Source organism: Streptomyces sp. CA-249302, from assembly GCF_050936785.1.
Lineage (GTDB): Bacteria > Actinomycetota > Actinomycetes > Streptomycetales > Streptomycetaceae > Streptomyces.
The window spans coordinates 8,605,138-8,621,137 of record NZ_JBNJMG010000001.1; the positions used below are offsets into that span (position 1 = coordinate 8,605,138).

Here is a 16,000-nt window from a genome sequence, read left to right on the forward strand (position 1 = left end):
TCGCCATGACGGAGGAGTCCCGAGTGAGACGTTTCAACGCAGGTTGTACCGCCGCGCTCGCGGCGGTTGTCCTCGGCACCTGCCTGACCGCCGCCCCCGCCGCCCAGGCCCACGACCGGCAACCGCCGCTCGGCCTCGAGAACTGCACGGCCACCGCCTGCCACTTCGACGTCCCGCCCGGCACGTACGACGTGAAGGTCCTCCTCGGCGGCGAGGCCGACTCCGGCACCGGCATCAGCGGCGAGACCCGGCGCTCCCTGCTCCCGGAGACGTCCGTCGCGGCCGGCGAGCGGGCCGCCCGCAGCTTCACCGTGGACGTCCGCACACCGGAGGGCGAGCCGACCGGCCCGGACGGAACTCCCGGCCTGGACCTGGCACTTGGCGGCACGGCCCCGGCGCTGGCGGACATCCGGGTCACCCCGGCCCGGCATACGCGCCGGATCTTCCTGGTCGGCGACTCCACTGTCTGCGACCAGCCCGGCGACCCGTACTCCGGCTGGGGCCAGCAACTGCCGCAGTATCTCCGCAAGGGCGTGTCCGTGGCCAACTATGCTGATTCCGGGGAGAGTACGGTGACGTATCTGCAGAATCCGCAGCTCTGGGCCACCGTTCAGCCGCTGATCCGCCCCGGTGATCTCGTGCTGATCCAGCTCGCCCACAATGACAAGACCACCGACGAGGCGACGTATCGCGGCAATTTGGAGACACTGGTGGCAGGTGTACGGGAGAAAGGCGGACGTCCGGTGCTGGTCACCCCCATCGTGCGGCGCTGGTTCAACTCCGACGGCACCCTGAACAACAACACAGCGCTGCTGGTCAACGGCCTCGGCGTGGACCATCCCGCGGTCATCCGCTCGGTCGCAGCGGCCGAGGGCGTGCCGCTGATCGACCTCACGGCGAAAACGAAGACGTTGGTGGAATCCCTGGGGGTCGAGGGCTCCAAGGCGATCTACCTCTACAACGAGAAGAAGGACAACACCCACACCTCCGTCCACGGAGCGACTGTGTACGCGGGTCTTGTCCGCGACGAACTTCTCGCCCAGCATCTGGTACCCAGGAGCCAGGTGCGGGCGGGTTGAGCCCCTGGGGCGTCTCGACCGGAACCGGGGCGCCCCAGGTCCTACCTTCTCCGCCATGCCGTGAGCCCCGCGGCCGTCCGCCCCGCCGCCGTGAATCCCGAAAGAGCGCCGATGCACCTGCCGCCCGCCGACCGTGCCCGCAGCCCGCACACCGGTTACACCCGGGCCCACTGGGAGGCGGCGGCCGACGGGCTGCTCGCCGCGGTGGAGCCGTACGCCGCGGAGGGCGGCGCGCTCTACCACTTCCCCGGGGACCGGGCGAGCTGGTCCGGCCGCCTGTCGGACGGCCTGGAGGGCTACGCCCGTACGCTTCTCCTCGCGGCCTTCCGCCGCGACGAGACCGCCCTCCAGCGCTACGCCGACGGTCTCGCGGCCGGCGTCACGGGCGTCTGGCCACGCATCGAGGACCGCAGCCAGCCCCTGGTCGAGGCGGCCTCCATCGCCCTCGCCCTGCGCCTGACCCGCCCGCTGCTCTGGGACCGCCTGGACGACGCCGTACGACAGCGGGCCGCGGCCTGGCTCGGCGACGCACTGACCGCCGAGGCCTGGCCCTGCAACTGGGAGCTGTTCCCGGTCACGGTCGGCGGATTCCTCGAAGAAATCGGTTACGAGACAGAGGCGTCCCGCAAGGCGATCGGGCGCGGCCTGGAACGCATCGAGGACTGGTACGTCGGCGAGGGCTGGTACACCGACGGCGACGGCCGCAAATTCGACTACTACAACGGCTGGGCGATGCACCTGTACCCGGTGCTGCACGCCTGGCTCGCCGCCGACGAACGGCTCCTGGACCTGTACGGCGGCCGCCTCTCGCGCCATCTGGAGGACTACGCCCGCCTGTTCGGCGCCGACGGCGCCCCCATGCACCAGGGCCGCTCCCTCACGTACCGCTTCGCGACGACGGCCCCCCTGTGGCTGGGCGCCCTGACCGGCCGTACACCGCTCCCGCCGGGGGAGACCCGCCGGCTGGCCTCCGGGACGCTGAAGTACTTCCTGGAGCGAGGCGCGCTGGACCCCCAGGGCCTGCTCACCCTCGGCTGGCACGGCCCCGACCCGGCGGTCCTGCAAGGCTATTCGGGCCCCGCCTCCCCGTACTGGGCGAGCAAAGCCTTCCTGGGCCTGCTCCTTCCGCCGGACCACCCGGTGTGGACGGCACCGGAGGAACCGGGCCCGGCCGAGCGCGACGACGAGGTCACGGCCCTCGCGCCCCCCAACTGGCTGTTGCAGTCCACGAGTTCGGACGGGGTGGTGCGCCTCCACAACCACGGCAGCGAGGACGTCCGTTACGACCCCTACTACACGCGGCTGGCGTACTCGACGGTGACGGGGCCCTCCTCGTCGTACGACAACAGCGTGATCGTCGGGGGCGATGCGAGCCGGACGGAGATCGAGCCGTTGGGGGTGGGGGACGGGTGGGTGGCGTCGCGGCACCGGAGTGGTTCCGACGGCCGGGTGACGAGCGTTGTCCTCGTGCGGGGCGCTGTGGAGGTACGGGTGTTCCGCGTGGTGGGCGTGCCCGAGGGCACGGCGGTCCGGGTCGTGGGCTGGGCGGCGGGCGACGGTGTCCGCTCCGAACTCCTGCCGGTCGCCGGGCTGTCGGCGGCTGGGGCCGAACTCACCGGTGCCGTCGGTGCCGAGCCCGGCCTTTTCGTGGTGCTGGCCAGGCTCACCGCGGAGGCGGATCCGGTGCCGTTGGCGGAAGCGGTCACCGTCGAAGTCGTCGACGCCGGGGAACTGGTGGTCCGTTGGACGGACGGCCCTCTGCGGCGGGTGCGACTGGAAGCCGGCGGGGCTGTGATCGACGGCTGAACAAGGCCGGGTGGCAAGGCCGTTGGGCATTTTCCAAGGGTGGTCCCGCAGCGTGACGGTCCCGCTACAGTGGACGGGAGTGCTGCGGGGGGCGAACGATGGCGCTGCGGGTCGGTCGGCGATTCTTCCTCGCGCTGGGTGTGGGCCGCTACTGCCACCTCCCGGCGCACGAACAGCTGGGACAGGTCCCCGCGGACGTTCGCGCGGTGCGCGAGCTGTTCGCCGGCCTCGGTTACCAGCCCGTCCTGCCCGGCCTGGGCGAGTACGACACCGCGGAGCAGATCCGCCAGAAGCTGCGCCACTGGTCCAGCGACGCCGCCCTCACCCCCGATGACGTGGTCGTGCTCTACTTCGCCGGACACGGTCTGGTCCAGGACCGGGACCGGCACTACCTGCTGTGCTGGGACTCCCCGGCCGACGAGGACGCCGCGACCACGGCTCTGGCCACCGAAGACCTCGTACGCATCCTGTGCCGGGGAGAACTGCGCCATCTGCTGCTGGTCCTGGACACCTGCGCGGGCGGAGCGGGCGGGGCCGAGGCCGCCGCGCTCGCACTGCAGTCGATCGCCTACCGGCACGGGGGCGCGGGCTCCGCCACCGGACTGTGGTTCCTGGCTTCCGCCCGTCGCAAGGACATCGCCGAGGAAGGGCGGTTCGTCGCCGCGCTGCGCTCCGCCGTGGAGGTCACCACGGGCCGGACCGGGCAGCGGCAGCAGTACCTCGACCTCGCCGAACTCGTGAAGGCCGTGAACGAGCGGTTCGAGGCGGACGGTCTCGGGCAGCGCGCCGAACTCGCCAGCGGACTGGTGACGGGTCTGGCCCCGTTCCTACCGAACTCCGGTTACCGAGAGGCGCTTCCGCCCATCGGCACCGATCTGGAGATCCAGCGCCGCGTCGCCGGACAGGACCTCGCCGAGCACTTCGGGCCGCGTTCCCGCGGTGTCGAGTTCGAGTCCGAGCACGGCCTGTACTTCAGCGGTCGGGTCGGCGTCTTGACCGAACTCAACGCGTGGCTCACCGCGGCGGAGGGCGACGGGCAGGGCCGCGTCGTCACCGGCCGGCCGGGCTGCGGCAAGTCGGCCGTTCTGGGCCGGGTGGTCGCCCTGTCCGACCCCGTGTATCGGGCCCGGTTCGACCTCGTGGCCCTCGACCCTGCCACGGTCGTGCCCGAGGGCTGTGTGACAGCCGCGGTGCACGCCCGCCACAAACGGCTCGACGAGATCGTCGAACGCATCGCGGACAACCTCGGCGTGACCGTCGACGGCTCCGCCGCCCTTCTGCAGGAGCTCACCCGACGCGGCCGCAAGGGCCAGCCCATCGTCATCGTCGTCGACGCGGTCGACGAGGCCGGCTCCGACACGGCCGCCGACGCGGGTGGCCATGGCGAGCCCCGCCGGATCACCCGTGAGCTGCTGCGGCCCATGGCCGAGATCCAGGGTGTACGGCTGCTGGTGGGCACCCGACACGAACTGGTCACGCCGCTCGGACCCACCTTCCACTGCATCGACCTCGATCTTCCCGGCTACCGGGCCGAGCAGGACGACGTGGCCGCATACGTCGCCAAGATGCTCCTCGCCACGGAGGAGCCGGAAGTTCGCAGTCCCTACCGCGACCGTCCCGACCGCGCTCTGGCGGTCGCCTCGGGCGTCGCCGCGAGGGCCGCCGGGGTGTACCTCTACGCCCGCACGACCGCACGCACCCTGCGCTCGGACCGCGTCGTCGTCGACACCCTCCGCCCCGGCTGGGCCGACGAGTTGCCCAGCGAGATCGGCGAGGCCTTCGACGACTACCTCGCCCGCTTCGGCCCCGACGAGCCGCGCGTCCGCCGGATGCTGCTGGCCCTCGCCTTCTCCGAGGGCACGGGCCTGCCGCGCGGCCGCATCTGGACCACGCTCAGCAGTGTGCTCTCCGGCGTCGAGTGCACCGAAGCGGACGTCTCCTGGGCCCTCGACGTGGCGGAGGCATACGTGGCGGAGGTGGTCGACGACGACCGGAGGTCGGTGTACCGCCTCTACCACAAGGCCTTGGCCGAGCATCTGCGGCGCACGGCGGGGCGGGCGACGGCAGAGGTCCAGCGGGCCGTCGTCGACGCTCTGGTGTCGGTCGTCCCGGTCGTCGCCGACGGCCGGAGGGACTGGTTCGCCGCGCCGCCCTACGTCCGCCAGCACCTGGCCACCCACGCCGCGGCCGCCGGCCGGCTGGCCGGGCTCATCGAGGACCCCGGATTCCTGCTGGCGTGTGAACCCCTGGGCCTGCTGCGGGCTTTGACGTCCGTCGACGGGGATGCCTCACGGCGCATCCGTACGGCCTACGAGCAGGTGGCGCACCGCCTGATGCCTGACCGCGCACTCGGCGCTCGCGCCGCGGACCTGCAGTTGTCGGCGCGGCGCTGTGAGGCCAACAGCCTGGCGGACCGGGTCGAGCATCTGGGTGTGGACCTGCCCTGGACCGCGCGCTGGGCGTGGTGGTCGGCGAGCGGGGCGCATCGCCTGCTCAGTGGCCACACGCGGAGCGTCAACTGCGTCTCCGTGGGACAGCTCGACGAACGCCCCATCACCGTGACGGGCAGCAGGGACGGCACTGTGCGGGTCTGGGACCTCACCACACAGCGGCAGATCGGCGAACCACTGGCCATGGGGGTCGCCGTGAGCGCGGTCGCCATCGGTGAACTCGGGGACTACACCGTGGTGTTGGCCGGCGGAGTCGATGGCACGGTTCAGGTCTGGGACCTCTCGGCCGGGCAGCCGTACGGCTCGCCGCTGACCGGTCACACCAACGTCATCCGGGTTATCCGCGTCTGCACCCTGGGCGGCCGGACGGTGGTGCTGACGGCCGGTGGTGACGGAACGGCACGGCTGTGGGACCTGGCCGAGCGTCGGCAGCTCGGGGCGCCGCTGTCCGGGCACAAGCGCACGGTGTGGGACGCGGTCCTGGCCAAGGTCGACGGACGCGCCCTGGCAGTCACGGGCGGGGACGACAAGGCGGTGCGGATCTGGGACTTGTGCGATGTTCCGGATGGTGGTGACGCGCGGATCGACGGCAGTGCGCTGATCGGGCCCGCGGGTGGGGTGAGAGCCGTGAGCACGGGGGAGGTGGATGGCCGTACGGTCCTGCTGGTCGGGGACATGACCGGCATGCTGAGCTTGTGGGACCTTGCGGAGCGTCGACAGATTGGCGAACCGGTCGTCGCTCACCAATACTTCGACCGCAGCGGGGTGCTGTCCGCCACAGTGGGGACCTTTGGCGGCCGTACCGTGGCGCTGACCTGCGGTAGGCAGGAGACGAGGCTCTGGAAGCTGCCGAGTCTGCGCCAGCTCGTGCCCCCGCTGCGCGGACACATGGATGACATCTGTGCGGCGGCCCTGACCAGCCGGGGCGACACATCCCTGGCGGTCACCGTCAGTAGCGACCGGACTGCGCGCGTCTGGGATCTGTCCGCGGACCAGCCGAACGAGGGACACAGCGGCGAGGTGGACGCGGTCGCCGTCCAGGAGGTCCGGGGCCACCCTCTGGCGCTCACGGGAGGAGCCGACGGCACCGCCAGGCTGTGGGACCTGCGGACCCGTGAGCAGATCGGCCGCCCGATGGAGGGACACCAGGGACGAGTGCTCGCAGTGGCTCTGGGCGCGGTGTGCGGCCGGCCCGTCGCCGTCACAGGAGGCGAGGACACCCACGTCAGGTGCTGGGATCCGATCACCGGCCGGCGCTCGGGAGCCGCACTGACCGGGCACACCAACGCGGTGCGCTGCCTCGCGCTCGGCATGTTGGATCAAACCGACGTCGTGGTGAGCGGCAGCGAGGACGGAACGGTCCGCATCTGGCAGCACGCCACCGGCCGGCTGCTGTTCCCGGCCTTGGACACCCACATCGGTGGTGTCGAGTATCTCGCTGTCCGCAGCGTGGGTCGCGCTCTTCAGATCGCGGTCGCGACCGATCTCGACCATGCGTACGTCTGGCGTGTCGACCCCCGAACAACGCCCACCCAGGAGACTCACCTCGACCTGGAGAGACTCTCGTTGAACACCCGCGCGTTGGGCGTGGCCTTCTGCCGAGACCGCCCCGTGGTTCTGTCCAGGCGCGAGGAGAACGGCGTGCACATCCACGACATCGCAACGCGTGTGTCGGCCGGTGGCCCGATGGTCGGACACACCAGCGGAGTGCAACGCGCAACCCTGGCCCGGATCGCTGGCCGCACCCTCGTGGCGTCCCTCGCCTACGACGACACCGTGCGGGTGTGGGACCTGGACACCGCCTCTGCCCTGAACCCACCGCTGGAGGGCATGACGAGGACGAACGACGCCTCCAGGCTTCGCCCCTCGCCCGCCCTCGGCACCGTGGACGGGGCACCGGTCGTGGTGACCGCCTTCACCCGTGAGGTGCGGGTCTGGGACATCGGCACCATGAGTCCGTTGGGGGAGCCGCTGTGCGGGGTGGATCGCAACCTGCCCGCTGCGGACATCGTCACAGCATCCGACGGCGGGTCGATGGTCGTGACCGGCAGTCTCTTCGGAGGAGTCCGCTTCCACGATCTTGACACCGGAGCGCAGATCGCTCCGCACATCACCTCCGGCAACTTCGAGCTCTTCCACTCCGCCGCTGCTCGTGTGAACGACGAGACGGTGATCGTGACGAGCAGTTGGTCGGAGGCGGACGCCTGGACCCTGGTGCCGCGCCGACGCCTCGGGAAACGGTTCGGTACGTCCTGGCGGGCCTCCTTGCACGCGGTCGACGGCACAGCGGTGGTGGTGTCCGTCGCGGGCGACTTCACCCTGCACGCTTGGGACCCGCGCACTCAGGCCCCCGTCTGCCAGCCGATGTCCGGCCACACATCCCGGGTCCTCGACCTTCGTGCCGTCCGGCTGGGCGACAGAGAACTCCTGGCCAGCGCTTCCCTGGACGGCACGGTACGGCTGTGGGACCTGCGCACCGGCGAATCCGTCGGCGAGCCGTTGACGGGGCACGAGCGAGGCGCGTGCAGCGTGGACCACATCCGGCACGGAAGCGATCTGCTCGTAGTGGGATGCGGTGATGGTCGGCTGATTTTTCGGGACCTGGCCACCGGGGCCATGGCGGGGCCCGAACTGGACCCGTTCCCGTCCCGGGCGCGGGCGCTCAGGGCAGCCGACATCCAAGGCGTCCCCTTACTCATCGCCGGCGACGACTTCGGTCTCGTCCGTGTCTGGGACACCCGACGCCCGGCTTGGACCGCCGAACTCGACGTGGGCGGAGGCATCAACGCTGTAGCCGCGGCCCCCTCCGGTCACGTCTGCCTCGCCACGGACATGGGCGTGGTGGTCCTCGGCCTCAATGTCGGCGACACCCTGGAAACCGGGGGAGGGCCCCAGTGAGCCGCGTCGTCCTTGTCCACGGCATAGCCCAGCAGCACAAGGGTCCCCAAACCCTCCTGGCCGACTGGTATCCAGCCATGGCCGACGGCGTAACCCTCGCACGCGCAGAGCTGCCCCGGCAGGACGTGGCGATGGCCTTCTACGGCGACCTGTTCCGGCCGACAGGTCACCGAGGCCTCGGCGAGCCCGACCTGGACGCCTCCGACATCGAGGAGGGTCTCGAACAGGACTTGCTGTTGGCCTGGTGGGAGGCGGCGGCGCAGGCGGAGAGCCAGGTTCCCGGCCCCGACGCGGCCGCCCGTATCCGCACTCCCCACCTTGTGCAGCGAGCCCTCGACGCGCTCAGCCACTCCGCGTTCTTCGCCGGCCTCGGCGAGCGCTTGCTGATTTCCGACGCCCGCCAGGTGCGCCGGTACTTCAGCGAACCTGACCTACGTGCCGCGATCCGTTCCCGTCTCCTCGACGAACTGACCCACCGGACCGAGGTGATCGTCGCTCACTCACTCGGCACGGTCGTCGCGTACGAGGCCCTGTGCGCCCACCCCGAGCTGCCGGATCTGACGCTGATCACCCTGGGTTCGCCGCTTGCCGTGCGAGGGCTCGTCCTCGACCGCCTCGTCCCGGCGCCCCACGACGGTCGCGCCCGTTGGCCGGTCCCCGTGAAGCGGTGGACCAACCTCGCGGACCGGGGCGATGTCGTGGCCCTGGCCAAGCAACTGGCCCCCGTCTTCGGTGCCCGTGTCACCGATGTCCTTGTTCACAACGGGGCCAAGGCCCACGACGTCCGTCCCTACCTCACCGCACGGGAGACAGGACAGGCGATCTCCGCAGCGCTGCGCCGTCCCATGGGCGGGAACTGAGCGGCGGAGATATTGACGCCGCCCGTGATGGCTCATGGATCCCCTGCCGCTCGGGGAGTTGATGGTGCGCTGACACGAGGGGCCAGGCACGGGTGCTCATCGACGGACCCCGGGTCCAGGTCGTCGTACCGGAGGACCGTCGGGCAGGATGACGTCTCATGGTGTGGGGGAGACGTGGGTACGCGGAGTTGTTCGGGCGGGCCGGGCTGGAGGTCGTGGGGGAGTGGCGGTTCGAGTACGTGCTGGCGCCCGGATCCGCCTGGCTCGCGGCCGCGGCCGAGGAGCCGCAGGTCACCGTGGACTGCGAGGCCGGCGGTGGTCTGTCCCGCGAGGCCGTCGGTGAGGTGAACGCCGCTTGGCGGCGGCTGGCGGACGAGGCCGGGTTCTTCGCCGGGGACGGGGTGTTCCTGATCGACGTGCCCGGGGACTGGACGTGGCCGGGGCGGTTGTGGACGCGGGTGCGGCTCGGTGGGGAGTGGGATCTCGCCGGAGTTCTGGGCACGGATTTCGTCACCGTTTCGGCTGACGGGGACGCCCTCGTGGGGGCCGAAGCCGTGGCGGGCACGGTCCGGGTGGTCGCCGCCCACCGGATCCTGGAGCGGCGCGAGCAGGCCGCGCTGGCGGCGGCGCGGGAGACCGCCGAGGAGCGGGCCGAGGTGTGGGCGGCGCTGTTGCGGGGCGCGGGCGTCGGCGAGGCGCTCGACCGGCCGCTGTCCGAGCGGCCGGAGCCCGGTGCGTCGCTCGCAAAGGACTGGGCGGACGGACTCGTGGGCAACCCCGCCACACCTGACGACGTGCGGTTCGGACTGCTGGGCAGGTCGCCGCGGCTGTTCTACAACCCGCTTCCGCCCGAGGTACTGGAGTCGGCCATCGCCCACCCGGAGTGGCACGTCCGCTCGATGGTGGCCGAGTTCCAGCCCCTGACGCCCGAGCAGTGGGCCCGGCTGATCCTGGGCGGGGAGGACGAGCGCCGGCGATGGGGCCTCACCATGGTCGCCGGCGACCGGCGTGACGAGATCACCGAGGACGCCTGCCGGACGCTCGCCACCGACCCGTCCGCCCGGATCCGCGCCGCGGCCGCCGTCCTCCGCGGGCTCCCCGCCGACCTGGCCGTCGAACTGACCGCCGACCCCGAGCCGAGGGTCCGGACCGCCGCCTGCCCGGTGGCCTGGCCCCACCTGGATCCGGCGCGGCGGCAGGCACTCCTGGAGGACGGCGCGAGAGACGTGCGGCTCGCGGCGCTGCGGGAGCACCACAAGGAGCACCCGCTGTCCCTGAAGACGTACACGGCCGAAGGCCTCGGCACCGGTCCGCTCGGCATCCAACCGCTGGAGCGCGAACTCGCCGAGCACGTCGTTCGCCACGGGGACGTGCACGAGCGCCGTTCCCTCGGCGGGAACCCGTGTCTGCCCGCGGACCTGGTGGCCCTCCTCGCCGAGGATCCCGAGCCGGGAGTCCGCTGGGCGGTGTCCGTCCGCGCGGACCTCACCGAGGAACAACGCGCCGCGATTCCCGTCGACTTCGACCCGGGCGGGCGTTACCACGAGCTCGGCTGGGTGGCGGCCCTGCACCGCGACCCCGAGGCGATGCGCCGCCTGGCCGCCTCCTCCCACCCGCTCGTGCGCCGCAGCGTCGCCCGCGCCCGCCACCTGCCGCCGGACGTCGTCGAACGCCTCGCCCGCGACGAGGACCGGATCGTCCACCTCTTCCTCGCCGAGTCCTGCGACGATGCGCCCGCCGACATGCTGCTGGGTGTATGGCGGTGGTGGACCGGAAGTCTCACGGTCCCCGACCGCCCGCGCGGCCATCCGAACTTCCCCCGCGTGGGACTTCTCCGGTACGCCGACGACCTGGACCCCCGAATGCGCCAACTGGCCCTGGACGACCCGGAGTCGACGCCCGAACTGGTGGAGCGGATGAGTCGCGACCCCGACACCGAGGTGCGCTACCGTGCCGCGAAGGACCCACGGCTGACGGTCGCTTCCGCCGTACGACTGGTCGGCGACCCCGTGGGTCACATCCGGTCCGCGGCTGCCCGGCACCCGGACCTGCCCGCCCAGGTCCTCGCCGGCCTGCTGTTCGACCCCGGACTGGCAAGAGAGGCCGCCGAACATCCGGCGCTGCCCGAAGAGGTGCTGCGCTGGATGGCCGAGCAGCTGCGCTGAGCCCCGGCCCGTCGGACCGGCCCGGGGCCGCGGGGTCCGGTACGCGCTCACGGAGGAGGGGCCCGGCCGCGTCGTCGTCGGTCGCCGACTCCCCCGCGCGCGCTCACGCTCGCGCGGGGGCCTCATCACGGCGCCGCCGACACGGCGGCCGACGGCACAGCCTCCTCCGCCTCGTGGCGGCACGCACCGGACCCCGCTCGGCTCGGTCATGAGGCGCCGCGCCTCATGACCGGCCTGCTCGGGAGGCGCACCCCGGGGGCACCGACGTCACGGAGTCAGACGCGCGATCCGCAGCGTCTTCGACGTCGGCGAAGCCCCGTTCAGGGCGGTCGCGTACGACGGTGTGACGGGCACGTAGGCCCAGGTCAGAGTCCCGTCGGCGGAGACGGCGAGGTCACCCGTGATACGCGCCTGGACCACCTTGTCCGCACTCTGGAACTTGCCGTTCCAGTCGATGAGACGCAGATGCGTGCCCGTGAAGGTGCCGGTGCAGGTGCCCGCCTTGCACTTTGCGTTCTTCAGGGACTCCCAGGACAGCAGGAGCTGGTTCTTCCCGTACGGGGCGAGGTGCACGTTGACGTGCTCGGTGCCCTTGGCGGAGGAGAGATAGACCGCCTTGCCGGGGCCGGAGCTGCGGTTCTTCATGAAGGCGACCGCCACCTGGTGGGTGCTGGTCTTCGGGGTCACCGACCAGCCGCGGCCGGAGGAGTCGGCCGGGTTCTTCTTGGCGGAGGCGGCGCCACGGGAGGCGAAGGCGGTCGCGTAACGGCCGGTGGCGGACCTGACAAGGTCGCCGGTACGGCCCGGGAACGTACCACCGCAGTAGCCCGCCCAGCACTGCTCGCGCTGCACCACCGGCGCGTTGTCCGGGGCGGCGATGCCCGTCGACACGAACAGGCCCGAACGCCAGTCGTCGAAGCAGACCGAGGCGAAGGCGCCGGTCTTCTCGGCGTGCAGCGCGATGCCCTCGTTGTGGCTGCAGCCCCAGCTCCAACCGCCGCTCAGCTTGGTGCCCTTGGCGCTGATGTACGACAGCTTGTCGCCGTAGTGCCCGTCGGCGAAGCCGCCCGCGCCGTGCACGACGAAGTACGCGCCGTACTTGCTGCCGTTCCAGGTGAGCTGGCCGTCCAGGACCGGGGAGGTGTCGTGGGTGGCGGTGCTCGTCAGCTTGGTGCGGAAGGTCTGCTTGCCGTTGGTGTAACGGACGATCGCGGCCGCCGTGTCCTTCCACTTGTTGGTGTCGGCCACCCGGGTCAGCAGCGCGAAGCCGTCGTTGTGCGCGACCAGACCGCCGACCTCCTTCGCGCCCTTGACGACGGTGTCCGCGCCCGAGCGCTTCCCGGCGGCGGTCAGCGGGGTGACATGGATGCCGTCGGAGGCCGGCCAGGCCACGCGCAGCGAGCCGTTCGGGGCGACCGCGGTGGAAGTCCGGGTCCACTCGCGCTCGTTGTTGTAACCGGCGGACAGATAAGGGAACTTGGCCGACAGGCTCACCGCGGTGGTCGTGACCGTGAGCGGCGCGGCGGTGCTCGTCGAGGCGCCGGCCGTGGCGTACCAGGCACCGACGAGCGCGGCGGTCGCGGCGAGTCCGGCGATGACGGGCTTACGGGCGGCCCGGACCCGGCGGTGAGTCGTCGTGCGTCTTGCTGATGTCATGCCCCCTTGTCGCCACCGGCGGATCAAAGGTTGCCGGACAGTTCCGGCGCCCCGAGAATCCCTCCCATGACCTCCACCATCCGGCACACCACGTTCGACTCCAACGACGCCTACGCACTCGCCGACTTCTGGTCCCAGGTCCTCGGCCTGCCCCTCCACGAGGACGACCGGCCCGGCGACGAGGAGGCGCTGATCGAGGGCGCGGGGCTGCTCTTCGTCACCGTGCCGGAGGCCAAGACCGTCAAGAACCGGATCCACTTTGACCTCCAGCCCCAGGACCGCACCCGCGACGAGGAGGTCACCCGACTGCTCGCCCTCGGCGCCACCCTCGTCGACGACCAGCGCACCGGCGACGGAATGGGCTGGGTGGTCCTCGCCGACCTGGAGGGCAACGAGTTCTGCGTGGAGCGCAGCGCGGGGGAGCGCGAGGCCTGAGAGCCGCGTGTGCGCCTTACGCCGAGACTCCGCTTCCCGTCGGTGAGTCGCCGCTCGGGACCAGTGACTCCGCGAGTCCTTCGGCGAAGGCGACCGGATGGTCGAGGGCGCCGATGTGCCCGCCGGGGAGTTCCGTGAACCGGCTTCCGGTCCGATCGGCGAGGAACTCGGCCGTGCGGTACAGGAGTTGGCCGCGGGAGTCGGCGCCCGCGGCCAGGGTCAGCCGGGCCGCGGAACCGCTCAGTGCCTTGACGTCCAGGTCGTACGAGGTGAACGGGCGCAGGACGTGGGCGAGCATGATGGCCATGGGGTTGCCCAACTCCGCCTCACGGGACAGCGGTTGGCCGTCGAGCGGACCGGTCGGCTCCTGCTCCGCCATCCCCGCGCCGAGCCGGGCGCCGGCCGCCTGGGGACCCGCGGCGCGATAAGTGTCGTACACCTCGCGGAACATGGCCCGCTGCCGCTCCCCGTCCGGCAGCACCCCCACGCACGGCGGCTCGTGCGCGACGACGTGCCGCAGCCGCTCCGGATGCCGGGCGAGCAGGTCGAGTACGGCGATCCCGCTGGAGCTGGTGCCGAAGACGTACGCCGACTCGCCCTCGGGGAGCACTTCTTCGAGCACGCGCCGGGCGCCGTCGCTCCAGGCCTCGACCCGCTGCTCGTCCACCGGCTCGCCCAGCCGCCCGTGGGCGAGGCCGAGCGGGTCGTACGTCACCACGGTGAACCGGTCGACCAGCGTGTCCACCACCGGTTCCAGCCCCATCGGGTGCCCCGCGCCGCCCGGGACGATCAGGAGTACGGGCCCGCTGCCCCGTACGTCGTAATGGAGTTCGGTATCGAGTCGGGTATGACGGTCAGTCATGGTCCTGCTGTCCTTCCCTCGGCCAGTTCTGGAGTGTGATGTGCAGGGCGTCGATCGCCTTGTCCCAGGACCGCCGCACATCGCGCGGCGCGCCGAAGCCGCCGCTCGCCTCCAGGGCGCAGAAGCCGTGGAAGGTGCTGCGCAACAGGCGTACGGCGTCGGTGAGATCGGGCTCTTCGAGGCCGTAGGCGCGGAGCATTCCGTAGGTGATCTCGGCGGTGCGGAGGAGGGCGGTGGAGGCGGCGACGAGGGACTGGTCGACCCGGATCTGGGTGGCGGCGTACCGCCCCGGCCGCTCCAGCGCGAACTCCCGGTAGGCGCCCGCGAAGGCGGCGAGCGCGTCCTTGCCGGCCCGTCCCGCCACCGCCGCCGCGATCCGGTCGATCATCTCGCCGCCGGCCAGGAAGGCCATCCGGATCCGCAGGTCCTGCAGATTCCTGACGTGCGAGTACAGGCTCGCGTCCTTGACGCCGAAGTGGCGCGCCAGCGCGGACAGCGTGACGTTCTCGAACCCGACCTCGTCGGCGAGATCGACCGCGGCGGCGGTGATGCGGTCGGGTGTGAGCCCGGCTCTGACCATGACGACGACCTCAGCCTTCTCCCGTTTCCTAGACCCCCTAGGAAAAAAGCTATCCCACCAAGGTTGTCGGAGGCGACCGATATTTTGGCCGGGTGATGGTGGGCAGCGAAGAGACCAGGTTGATCGTCCTGCGCGGCAACAGCGCCTCGGGCAAGTCGTCGGTCGCGGCGGGCATACGGGACCGGTTCGGCAGGGGGCTGGCGCTCGTCGGGCAGGACAACCTGCGCCGGGTCGTCCTTCGGGAACGGGACCGCCCGGGCGCGGCGAACATCGGCCTGATCGACACGGTCGCCCGGTACGCCCTGGACGCCGGCTACCACGTCGTACTCGAAGGTCTCCTCTACGCCGACCACTACGGCGAGATGCTCGCCCGCCTCCGCGCCGACCATCGCGGGCCGACGCACGGCTACTACCTGGACGTCCCCTTCGAGGAGACCCTGGCGCGCCATGCGACCAAGCCCATTGCGAACGAGGTCGGAGAGGCGGAACTGCGGGACTGGTACCGGCCGTTGGACCTGCTGCCGGGTGGGGTGGAGAGCGTGATCGGCGCCGAGAGCGGGCTGGTCGAGACCGTCGAGCGGATCATGCGGGGGACGGGGCTGGCGGAGTTGCCCGCGCTCGAATGACGGCGGCCTAGCCCTTGCTCTTTCCCTTCCGCTTGCGGTTCGGGCGATGGGGGCGGTGGATCGTGTCGAGTTCACCGACCAGCGCTCGTACGTGTTCGGGGTCCCCGCCCTTGCCGACGCACAGCCATGCCGGACTGCCGTCCTCCGCGCTGCTCAGGTGCATGCCGAGGCCGTGCAGCGTGCAGACCGGCCAGGCCTGCCACAGGCGTTCGGTGATCGTGTCCTGGGCCGCGTCGGCCACCGAGGAGAGGGTCGCCCCGGCGCTGTCGTCCTCGCCCCGCCAGACGGGGTTGCCCCACCATTCGCCGTTGGCCCGGGTGACGTACACGTTCTCCGGCTCGCCGTCCTCCCAGTGCGGCAGGGCCATCAGCCCGAGCGGACCCTCCGCCGGCAGGGTCGCGGCCACGTCACGGTTGAGCAGGGCCAGCGCCTCGTCGAGCGCGGGGTACTCGCCGGGCTCCACCTGGCGCGGCTCGGGGTGGTCGAAGGGTGTGTTCATGCAGGCCATCCTGCATCAGCGCCTCTCCTCCGACTCCATCAATTTCCCGGTGCAGACGTGAGAGTTGACTCTCATGCATTGTGA

Annotated in this window: 11 protein-coding genes; 7 read left to right on the forward strand and 4 right to left on the reverse strand. The window is 71.5% G+C overall.

Annotation, left to right across the window (positions count from 1 at the left end; translation table 11 throughout):
• Positions 1 to 23: 23 nt before the first annotated feature.
• The 5 genes from ACQEWB_RS38855 to ACQEWB_RS38875 all read left to right on the forward strand — a co-directional run bounded on the left by ACQEWB_RS38855 (position 24) and on the right by ACQEWB_RS38875 (position 11,258).
• Positions 24 to 1,079 (forward strand): rhamnogalacturonan acetylesterase, encoded by a 1,056-nt coding sequence (locus tag ACQEWB_RS38855; protein ID WP_432839660.1) that lies wholly within the window; start codon positions 24 to 26, stop codon positions 1,077 to 1,079.
• Positions 1,080 to 1,190: 111 nt separating this feature from the next.
• The gene (locus ACQEWB_RS38860; protein WP_432839662.1) at positions 1,191 to 2,885 is read left to right on the forward strand and encodes a DUF2264 domain-containing protein; all 1,695 of its coding nucleotides are present in this window, start codon (positions 1,191 to 1,193) and stop codon (positions 2,883 to 2,885) included.
• 98 nt (positions 2,886 to 2,983) lie between these two features.
• The gene (locus ACQEWB_RS38865; protein ID WP_432839664.1) at positions 2,984 to 8,233 is read left to right on the forward strand and encodes a caspase family protein; all 5,250 of its coding nucleotides are present in this window, start codon (positions 2,984 to 2,986) and stop codon (positions 8,231 to 8,233) included.
• Complete coding sequence (locus ACQEWB_RS38870; protein WP_432839666.1) at positions 8,230 to 9,093, forward strand: hypothetical protein; 864 nt, start codon at positions 8,230 to 8,232, stop codon at positions 9,091 to 9,093. Before ACQEWB_RS38865 ends, ACQEWB_RS38870 begins: the two co-directional genes overlap by 4 nt.
• A gap of 158 nt (positions 9,094 to 9,251) precedes the next feature.
• On the forward strand, positions 9,252 to 11,258 hold the full coding sequence (locus ACQEWB_RS38875; protein WP_432839671.1) for a PE-PGRS family protein: 2,007 nt from the start codon (positions 9,252 to 9,254) through the stop codon (positions 11,256 to 11,258).
• Positions 11,259 to 11,525: 267 nt separating this feature from the next.
• On the opposite strand, the gene ACQEWB_RS38880 is transcribed toward ACQEWB_RS38875, so the two are convergent.
• Complete coding sequence (locus ACQEWB_RS38880; RefSeq protein ID WP_432839673.1) at positions 11,526 to 12,914, reverse strand: hypothetical protein; 1,389 nt, start codon at positions 12,912 to 12,914, stop codon at positions 11,526 to 11,528.
• A gap of 66 nt (positions 12,915 to 12,980) precedes the next feature.
• On the opposite strand from ACQEWB_RS38880, the gene ACQEWB_RS38885 reads away from it, so the two are divergent.
• The gene (locus ACQEWB_RS38885; RefSeq protein ID WP_432839675.1) at positions 12,981 to 13,349 is read left to right on the forward strand and encodes a VOC family protein; all 369 of its coding nucleotides are present in this window, start codon (positions 12,981 to 12,983) and stop codon (positions 13,347 to 13,349) included.
• Positions 13,350 to 13,365: 16 nt separating this feature from the next.
• Here the strand turns inward: ACQEWB_RS38885 and ACQEWB_RS38890 are convergent, their stop codons facing one another.
• Together ACQEWB_RS38890 and ACQEWB_RS38895 are read right to left on the reverse strand one after the other, a co-directional pair.
• Positions 13,366 to 14,211 carry an alpha/beta fold hydrolase gene (locus tag ACQEWB_RS38890; protein WP_432839677.1) on the reverse strand — a complete coding sequence of 282 codons (846 nt, stop codon included), beginning with the start codon at positions 14,209 to 14,211 and terminating at the stop codon, positions 13,366 to 13,368.
• Positions 14,204 to 14,791: a TetR/AcrR family transcriptional regulator gene (locus ACQEWB_RS38895; protein WP_432839679.1), complete on the reverse strand. Its 588-nt coding sequence runs from the start codon at positions 14,789 to 14,791 to the stop codon at positions 14,204 to 14,206. Before ACQEWB_RS38895 ends, ACQEWB_RS38890 begins: the two co-directional genes overlap by 8 nt.
• A 95-nt stretch (positions 14,792 to 14,886) precedes the next feature.
• Here ACQEWB_RS38895 and ACQEWB_RS38900 point away from each other — a divergent pair, with 95 nt between their 5' ends.
• Complete coding sequence (locus ACQEWB_RS38900) at positions 14,887 to 15,417, forward strand: AAA family ATPase (RefSeq protein WP_432839681.1); 531 nt, start codon at positions 14,887 to 14,889, stop codon at positions 15,415 to 15,417.
• Positions 15,418 to 15,424: 7 nt separating this feature from the next.
• On the opposite strand, the gene ACQEWB_RS38905 is transcribed toward ACQEWB_RS38900, so the two are convergent.
• Positions 15,425 to 15,916: a hypothetical protein gene (locus tag ACQEWB_RS38905; protein WP_432839683.1), complete on the reverse strand. Its 492-nt coding sequence runs from the start codon at positions 15,914 to 15,916 to the stop codon at positions 15,425 to 15,427.
• Positions 15,917 to 16,000 lie beyond the last annotated feature (84 nt).